This window comes from Streptomyces alanosinicus (genome assembly GCF_014650595.1).
GTDB classification, from domain to species: Bacteria; Actinomycetota; Actinomycetes; order Streptomycetales; family Streptomycetaceae; genus Streptomyces; species Streptomyces alanosinicus.
The window spans coordinates 485,972-494,443 of the sequence record NZ_BMVG01000004.1 but is presented as its reverse complement, the minus strand read 5'-3'; the positions used below and the strand labels follow the sequence as shown (position 1 = coordinate 494,443).

Here is an 8,472-nt window from a genome sequence, read left to right as displayed (position 1 = left end):
CACGAGAGCGGTGCGAGAGGAGGAATGATCCTCCCGCACACAGCGTCCTCGCTGTGTTTTCAAAGGAACCTCGACCATCGGAATGCTCCGACGGACGGGGTATCAACTAATCTGGCGTTGATTTTTGGCACGCTGTTGAGTTCTCAAGGAACGGTCGCTTCCTTTGTACTCACCCTCTCGGGCTTTCCTCCGGGCGCTTCCCTTCGGTGTTTCAAACTCTATCAGGGTTTTTCCGTCTCTCCGACCACCCTCTGCGAGCATGCAGAAGCTGATCCAGAGATAGGATCTGACGAGTTTGGGTTCTGCTGGGTGAGGTCGCTTTCGCATCCCTTCGCCCTAAGCAGGAGTACGACTGTACACGGAGCCTTGAAGGCCGTGCAAATCCGCGCGGCTGGTGGTCTAGACCACTACCTGGTAGCTTCTAAACGGAACCGCTACTTCATCTGACATACCCTGCTGCTCAGTGTGCCGTCCCGGGACAGGCAGTGACGGCCCGTAAGCAGCTTCACTCCTTGGGAGGCTTCCCATGACCACCGTGACGTCCCCTCTTGCCGGACGCGCCATCGGACTGGCCGAAGTGCCGGATCCGGTCTTCTCCGGGGCCATGGTCGGCCCGGGCACCGCGATCGACCCTGTACGTGAGGCTTCCGAGGCCGTGGCCCCGGTGGACGGCGTCATCGTCTCCCTGCACCCGCATGCCTTCGTCGTGGTGGACGAGAGCGGCCATGGCGTGCTGACCCATCTCGGCATCGACACCGTTCAGCTCAATGGCGAGGGTTTCGAGCTGCTCGTCAACAAGGGCGACACCGTGACGCGCGGTCAGGCCGTTGTGCGCTGGAACCCCGCCGCCGTGGAGGCCGCCGGCAAGTCCCCGGTCTGCCCCGTCGTCGCCCTCGAAGCCACGGCAGAGTCCCTCTCCGACCTCCGTGACAGCGGTGACGTGAAGGCCGGCGACAGCCTCTTCTCCTGGAACTGACGGCACGGCCGTCGCAAGACGGTGAACACGACAACCACCGCGGCGGCGGGATCCGCCGCACTATCGGAGACGGGTGAGATGGAGACAACGCTGCGAGGCGTGGGCGTGAGCCATGGCGTGGCCATCGGCGAGGTTCGGCACATGGGTACGGCGGTGCTGGAGCCGCCGGCCAAGTCGATCCCCGCGGAAGAGGCGGAGCGTGAGCAGGGCCGTGCCCGCCAGGCCGTGGACGCCGTCGCCGCCGATCTGATGGCGCGCGGCAATCTGGCCGGGGGCGAGGCCCAGGCCGTGCTCGAGGCGCAGGCCATGATGGCCCAGGACCCCGAGCTGATGGCGGACGTGGACCGGCGGATCGTCGTCGGCAGCACCGCCGAGCGTGCGGTGTACGACGCGTTCGCGGCGTACCGGGAGCTGCTGGCCGGTGCCGGTGAGTACCTCGCCGGCCGTGTGGCCGACCTCGACGACGTGCGGAATCGTATCGTCGCCCGACTTCTGGGCGTTCCGATGCCGGGTGTGCCGGACAGCGATCAGCCGTATGTGCTCGTGGCGCGGGACCTCGCTCCTGCCGACACCGCGCTGCTGGATCCGTCTCTGGTGCTCGGTTTCGTGACCGAGGAGGGCGGGCCGACCAGTCACAGCGCGATCCTGGCGCGGGCGCTGGGTGTGCCAGCGGTCGTGGCGCTGCCGGGCGCCGGTGAGCTGGCCGAGGGCACGGTGATCGCCGTCGACGGCAGCACCGGCGACATCTTCGTGAACCCGGGCGAGGCGAAGAAGGCGGAGCTGCGCGCGGCGGCCGCCGAGCGCAAGGCCGCGCTGGCCGCCTCGACCGGGCCGGGCGCGACCGCGGACGGGCACAAGGTGCCGCTGCTGGCCAACGTGGGCGGGCCGGCGGACGTACCGGCCGCGGTGGAGGCCGGGGCCGAGGGTGTCGGTCTGTTCCGTACCGAGTTCCTCTTCCTGGACGACAGCAAGAACGCTCCTTCCGAGCACAAGCAGGTGGAGGCCTACCGGCAGGTGCTGGAGGCGTTCCCCGAGGGCCGCGTGGTCGTGCGGGTGCTGGACGCGGGCGCGGACAAACCGCTGGACTTCCTGACTCCGGCCGACGAGCCGAACCCGGCGCTGGGCGTGCGGGGTCTGCGCACGCTGCTGGACCACCCCGAGGTCCTGCGTACGCAGCTGACCGCGCTGGCGAAGGCCGCCGAGGGGCTGCCCGTCTACCTTGAGGTCATGGCGCCCATGGTGGCGGACCGCACGGACGCGAGGGCGTTCGCGGACGCCTGCCGTGAGGCGGGGCTGCGCGCCAAGTTCGGCGCGATGGTGGAGATCCCGTCGGCCGCGCTGCGGGCGCGTTCGATCCTTCAGGAGGTCGAGTTCCTTTCGCTCGGGACCAATGACCTCGCGCAGTACACGTTCGCGGCCGACCGGCAGGTGGGCGCGGTGTCCCGGCTTCAGGACCCGTGGCAGCCGGCGCTGCTGGACCTGGTCGCGCTGTCGGCGGAGGCGGCCAAGGCCGAGGGCAAGAGCTGTGGGGTGTGCGGTGAGGCCGCCTCCGACCCGCTGCTGGCCTGTGTGCTGACTGGTCTGGGTGTCACCTCCCTGTCGATGGGTTCGGCGTCGATTCCCTATGTCCGGGCGGCGCTGGCGAAGTACACGCTGGCGCAGTGCGAGCGGGCCGCGGCGGCCGCGCGTGCTGCGGACAGTGCCGAGGAGGCGCGCGGCGCGGCTCAGGCGGTGCTGTCCGGCGAGTAGCCGCACCGGCGCCTCTTCGGTGTGCCGGGTCCAGGGGCGTCCCGCCTTCGGGTGGGGCGCCCCTGGTGTGTCTCAGTGGCGGTGGCCGGCTGCGGGGCTCCCGTCTCCGAGGTCGGGGGGCTCGCTGTAGTCGACGCCGGATTCCGGGGAGATGAGGTCTCCGGATTCGGCGTCCGTGCAGTAGGCGTCGAACACCTCGGCGGCGGTGAGGGGTTCGAGGGCGCCGGCGCGCAGTCGCCAGCCGTAGACCCGGTCGGTCGTGCCGGGGGCGGTGGTGCGCAGGACGAGTCCGCCGGGGCTGCGGGTCGCGAGCCCGAGGGCGAGGACGCTGGTGAATTCCAGGGCTTCGGCCTCGTCGAGACGGGTGTCGCCATGGCTGTCCTGGTTGCCGTGCAGGACGGAGACGAGGGTGTCCGGTGGGCCTGAAACACTGCATACGAGGTGCCGGTCGCCGGGTGGTGCGGTGTCGAGGATGCGGACCAGGAGGTCGGAGGCGCGGGTGAAGGCCGCTTTGCCGATGTCCTCGCCGCAGGTGGGGCAGGGGCCGAGGCGGGAGAGCAGGGTGGTGGCGTACTCCCATGTGGCCTGTCGTACGGCTTCGTCCACGAGGGCCGGTACGAGGGTGGCGAGGGGCCGGCCGTCGTAGGGGATGGTGGGGCCCGTGGCGGCGAGTTCCGCGGTGAACCGGGTCCGGCTGGCCGGGGCTTCCGGGTCGAGGCCTGTCTGCGCGCAGTAGGCGGCGTAGTCCTCGGGGTCGAACAGGGCGAGGGTGGTGTGGGTGCCCTGCGCGGCGCGGGTCCTGAGGACGGTTTCGATCTGCCGGAGGTAGGTCGCGTGGTCGTCGAAGGTGAAGCTGCGGTAGCGCCGCATGGCGCGGAAGTCGTGTTCGTCGGTGAGCAGGCCGATGGTGCCGGCGATCTCGCGGCGCAGGACGCGTCGCATGCTCTGGTGGTCGGTGTGCGCCATGTTTCCCCCAAGGTGCGCAGTCGATCAGTGCTCACTCACCGTAACCGGCGGCACTGACAACGGGCTGTGCCGGAGGCGGTCGCGGACCAGGCGGTGCTGGAGTGCGCAGGTCGCGGCGATGGTGGCGCCGAAGGCGGTCCAGCCGAGGGGGCCGGCGGCGATGGCGGCGGTGACGGCGAGCGGTCCGAGGCTGCGCTGGCCCGACTGGGCGAGGCCGTGGACGCCGAGGTAGGCGCCCTGTGCGGTGTCGGGGGCGAGGGCCACGGAGAGTTCCCAGGACACGACGGCGTGCAGCATCTCGGCCAGGGTGAAGAGGGCTGCGGAGGCGGTGAGGAGGCAGATCGCCGGGAGGGTGTCACCGGTGGCGCTCAGGGCCATGGTGATCCCGCCGGCGGCGGAGGCGGCGGACAGCGGGACGAGCAGTTTCCGGGCTGCGGCGGTGGTGGTGCCGTAGCGGGCGAGCGGCACCTGGAGGGCGACCACCATCACGTTGTTGAGGACGAGCAGCAGGGGTGCGAGACCGTGCGGTACGCCGTCGGTGTGCGCGATCCACAGGGGCAGGCCGATCTGGAAGACGCTGTCGTCGAGGAAGAGGACTGTCTCGGTCGCGACGAAGGCGAGGTACAGGCGGTCGCGCCAGGGGCTGGCCGGCGCGGCGGTGCGGGGCATGCCGGCGTGTGCGGCGACGCGGCTGCTGGACGGGGGTTCCGCGCAGGTCAGCGTGAGGAGTGCGATGGCCAGGAAGGAGAGGCCGTCGCCGGCGAGGAGCCAGCGGTAGGCGGTGGCGGTGCCGAGCGTGAGGGCGGATGCGGCGGCGAGGCCGCCGAGGGCCCAGCCGGCGTTGGAGGCGGTGCGGTTGACGGCCTGGTAGCGGACTCGGTCGGGGCCGGCGATGCGGGTGGCGTAGAGCTTGGTGAGGACGCTGGAGGCGCGGTCGCCGAGGCTGCCGACGGCGGAGATCGCGAGCAGCGGAAGGTAATGGTCGGTGGTGAGCAGGGCGAAGGTCGCGATGGCGCGCAGGAGTTGGAGTGCGAGCAGGATCCGGGTGAGGGGGTGGCGGTCGGCGATGCGTCCGGCGAGCGGCGCGCCCGCGATGCCGATGGCGCCGGAGAGGGCGGCGAGCGTGCCGACCTGGGCGACGGAGAGGCCCGAGACGTAGATGAAGTACAGGACGCTGACGGATGCCCACAAGCCGTTGCCGATGCGGTCGATGAAGGTGATGAGGAGCATCCGGCGTCCGTCGCGGCCGCCCGGTATGCGGGGCGGCCGGTTCGCGGCCTCGGGCTCGGCTTCCACTGTTCCCCCTTGGGTGGAGCTTGTCCGACGTTATGTGTTGGTACATAATTGCTAACGTGGTAACACAATATGAGATCGATGGTGCGACGGCCAAGGGAATTGCCGGATCCGTCGAACGGGGCGTGGCGGAGGGCGCGTTGGTGCCAGGGGTCGCGCTGCCTCCGGTACGGCGGCTCGCGGACGAGCTGGGTGTGAGTCCGGGCACGGTCGCCACGGCCTACAAGGAGTTGCGCCGGCGCGGCATCGTCGTCACGCGCGGGCGTGGCGGCACGGTGGTCGCGCCGGCCCCCGCGGTCGCCTCGCGCCGGCCGCCCAAGGTGCCGGAGGGGCTGCGGGATCTGGCCGGCGGGCATCCCGACCCGGCGCTGCTGCCCGCTCTGCTGCCGCCGTCACGTCTTGCCCCGGGCGTCCGTTCCCATCGCTCCGTGCCCCGGCTGGCGCGACTGGAGGAGACGGTGCGCGACTGGCTCGGGGCGGACGGCGTCCCCGTGGAGCACGTGACGTTCGCGCACGGCGCGCTGGACCTGATCAACCGGGTGCTGTCCGTCGAGTTGCTCCCCGGGGACGGCGTGGCCATGGAGGATCCCGGCTATCACCATCTGCTGGATCTGGTCGCGGCGCTGGGGCTGCGCAACGTCCCGGTCGCCGTGGACGACGAAGGGATGCGTCCGGAGGCTCTGCGGGCGGCGCTGCGGGCCGGGGTGCGGGCCGTGGTGCTCAGCCCGCGGGGGCAGAATCCGTACGGCGGGTGCTTCTCCGCCGGACGTCGCGATGCCCTGGCCGAGGTGCTGAGTGACGCACCCGATGTGCTGCTGGTGGAGAACGACCATGCCTCGGAGGTGGCCGGCGCCGCCCTGCACACCGTGTCCGCCGGGGGGCCGGCCCGCTGGGTGCATGTGCGGACCGTGAGCAAGTTCCTGGGGGCCGATCTGCGCTGGGCGGCCGCGGCCTGTGACCCGGTCACGCTCGCCCGGCACGACGGCCGGCTGCTGCTGACGTCGGGCTGGGTCAGTCACCTGCTGCAGGAGACGGTGCTCGGGCTCATGACGGACGACGGCACGCGCGCGTTGGTGGCACGCGCGCGTGAGACGTACGCGCTGCGTCGCACGGCGCTGGCCGGTGAGCTGGCCGTACGGGGCATCGCGTCGCACGCGGCGAGCGGACTGAACCTGTGGGTGCCGGTACGCGACGAGTCGGCCGTGGTGAACGGACTGCGGTCGTACGGCTGGTGGGTCGCGGCGGGCGCGCGGTTCCGTCTGTCCTCCGGGCCCGGGGTCCGGATCTGTGCCGCCGGTCTGGAGCCGGCCGACGCCGCGCGGCTGGCCTCGGACTTCGCCGTCGTACTGGGCGAGTCCGAGGCCACCTACGGCGGGTGACGCGCAGGAGGTCAGGCGCGCTTGCGGGCGAGGTCCTCGTAGAAGTCGAGCAGGGAGAGATCGTCGATGGAGCCGGGGTTGACGGCCTTCTCCAGGGGCGTGCCCTGCAGGAGGCGCTTGACCGGGACCTCGATGCGCTTGCCGGTGAGGGTGTGCGGGACGCCGGGCACCTCGATGATCTCGTCGGGTACGTGCCGCGGCGAGAGCTGTTCGCGGATGGCCCGCTTGATGCGGTCCAGGAGGGACTCGTCGAGCACGGCGCCCGGCGCGAGGTGCACGAACAGCGGCATCCAGTAGCCGCCGTCGGACTGCTCGATGCCGATGACCAGTGACTCCTTGATCTCGGGGAGGCGCTCGACGACTTCGTAGATGTCGGCCGAGCCCATGCGCACGCCCTGCCGGTTGAGGGTGGAGTCGGAGCGGCCGTGGATGATCACGGTGCCGCGCGAGGTGAGCGTGATCCAGTCGCCGTGCCGCCAGACGCCGGGGTAGGTGTCGAAGTAGCTGTCATGGTAGCGGCTGCCGTCGGGGTCGTTCCAGAAGCGGATCGGCATGGAGGGCATGGGGTTGGTGACGACCAGCTCGCCCACCTCGTCGATGACGGGGTTGCCGCTCGGGTCCCAGGCCTGCAGATCGGTGCCGAGGCCGGGCGCCTGGAGTTCGCCGGTGTGCACGGGGAGCGTCGGTACGCCGCCGGCGAAGCAGGAGCAGACGTCGGTGCCGCCGCTGACGGAGGCGATCCACAGGTCGGCCCCGCTGTCCGCGAACTGGTCGTGCAGCCAGCGGAAGCCGTCGGGCGGCAGCGGCGAGCCGGTGGTGGCGACGCACTTCACGGCGGACAGGTCGTGGTCGCGCGCGGGGTGCACGCCGGCCTTGCGGCAGGCCATGACATAGGCGGCGGAGGTGCCGTACAGGGTGGCCCCGGTGCGCTCGGCGATCCGCCACTGGGCGCCCGTGTCCGGGTAGCCGGGGCTGCCGTCGTACAGGACGATCGTGGTGCCCGTGAGCAGGCCGGAGACGAGGAAGTTCCACATCATCCAGCCGGTCGAGGTGTACCAGAAGAAACGATCCTCGGGCCCGAGGTCGCAGTGCAGGCCGAGCTGCTTGAGGTGTTCGACCAGGATGCCGCCCTGGGACTGGACGATGGCTTTGGGCAGGCCGGTCGTGCCGGAGGAGTACAGCACCCACAGCGGGTGGTCGAAGGGGACCTGCTCGAAGACGGGCTCGGTGTCCCCCGTTGTCAGCGCCGACCACTCCAGGGCGCCCTCGGGGGCCTCGGTGCCCAGCAGTGGGATGTGGACGACGGCGCGCACGGTGGGCAGCTCGCGGCGCAGCTCGGCGACGATCTCCCGGCGGTCGTGCTCCTTGCCGCCGTAGCGGTAGCCGTCGACGGTGAACAGGACGACGGGTTCGACCTGCTGGAAGCGGTCGAGGACGCTGCGGGCGCCGAAGTCGGGGGCGCAGGAGGTCCACACGGCGCCGACCGCGGCCGTGGCGAGCAGGGCGACGACCGCCTGGGGGATGTTGGGCAGATAGCCGCTGACGCGGTCGCCGGGGCGGACGCCCAGGGCACGCAGTCCGGCCGCGAGGGAGCCGACCTGGCGGCGCAGTTCCGCCCAGCTCACCGGCTGGGGTTCATGGGTCTCGTCGACGTACAGGAGGGCGGACTCGGCCGGGCGCTCGGCGGCGGCGCGCAGGGCGTGCTCGGCGTAGTTGAGGGTGGCTCCGGGGAACCACTGGGCGCCCGGCATCGAGCGGTCGCCGAGCACGTGCGCGTAGGGCGTGGAGAACCGTACGCCGAAGAACTCCGTGACGGCTTTCCAGAAGGTGTCCAGCTGGTCGACGGACCACTGGTGCAGGGCGGGGTAGCCGCCTTCGGCCGGGGCGCCGTGGTGCTCGGCGGCCCACGCCTGGAACTGGGTGATGCGGGCCTGGGCGATCCGCTCGGGATCGGGCTGCCAGAGCGGCTGGGGGTTCGCGGTCGACATGGGGGCGGCTCCCGGGCTGTGCGCGTCGTGGGCGTCGGTCCGCGCACGGGCTGGGGTGTGCGCGTGACGCGGCTGACAGGGACGATGCCATGTGATCGACTTCTACACCAGGGTGCGCCCC

General features: G+C 71.2%; 7 protein-coding genes. 4 read left to right on the top strand and 3 right to left on the bottom strand.

All coding sequences use genetic code 11. From position 1 onward, the window contains the following. From IE277_RS47080 to ptsP, 3 genes are all read left to right on the top strand, one after another. Nucleotides 1-447: hypothetical protein (locus IE277_RS47080; protein WP_229881298.1), on the top strand; the 447-nt coding region annotated here is incomplete at its 5' end. A 79-nt stretch (nt 448-526) separates the two neighbouring features. Next, a complete protein-coding gene (locus tag IE277_RS13030; protein ID WP_189951762.1) occupies nt 527-976 on the top strand; it encodes a PTS sugar transporter subunit IIA in 450 nt (149 codons plus the stop codon). Between the two features lie 78 nt (nt 977-1,054). Continuing rightward, nucleotides 1,055-2,725, top strand: coding sequence for a phosphoenolpyruvate--protein phosphotransferase (ptsP, locus tag IE277_RS13025; RefSeq protein ID WP_189951761.1), 1,671 nt, complete (start codon nt 1,055-1,057; stop codon nt 2,723-2,725). Nucleotides 2,726-2,797: 72 nt separating this feature from the next. Here ptsP and IE277_RS13020 read toward each other — a convergent pair whose 3' ends face one another. Then, nucleotides 2,798-3,691 carry a DUF8829 domain-containing protein gene (locus tag IE277_RS13020; RefSeq protein ID WP_189951759.1) on the bottom strand — a complete coding sequence of 298 codons (894 nt, stop codon included), beginning with the start codon at nt 3,689-3,691 and terminating at the stop codon, nt 2,798-2,800. Nucleotides 3,692-3,715: 24 nt separating this feature from the next. Further along, nucleotides 3,716-4,987, bottom strand: a complete 1,272-nt coding sequence (locus IE277_RS13015; RefSeq protein ID WP_308433372.1) for an MFS transporter — start codon at nt 4,985-4,987, stop codon at nt 3,716-3,718. A gap of 56 nt (nt 4,988-5,043) precedes the next feature. On the opposite strand from IE277_RS13015, the gene IE277_RS13010 reads away from it, so the two are divergent. Beyond that, entirely contained in the window at nt 5,044-6,363 is a 1,320-nt protein-coding gene (locus IE277_RS13010; RefSeq protein WP_229881295.1) for an aminotransferase class I/II-fold pyridoxal phosphate-dependent enzyme, read from the top strand. A gap of 11 nt (nt 6,364-6,374) precedes the next feature. Here IE277_RS13010 and IE277_RS13005 read toward each other — a convergent pair whose 3' ends face one another. Beyond that, nucleotides 6,375-8,351, bottom strand: coding sequence for an acetoacetate--CoA ligase (locus tag IE277_RS13005; protein WP_189951757.1), 1,977 nt, complete (start codon nt 8,349-8,351; stop codon nt 6,375-6,377). Nucleotides 8,352-8,472 lie beyond the last annotated feature (121 nt).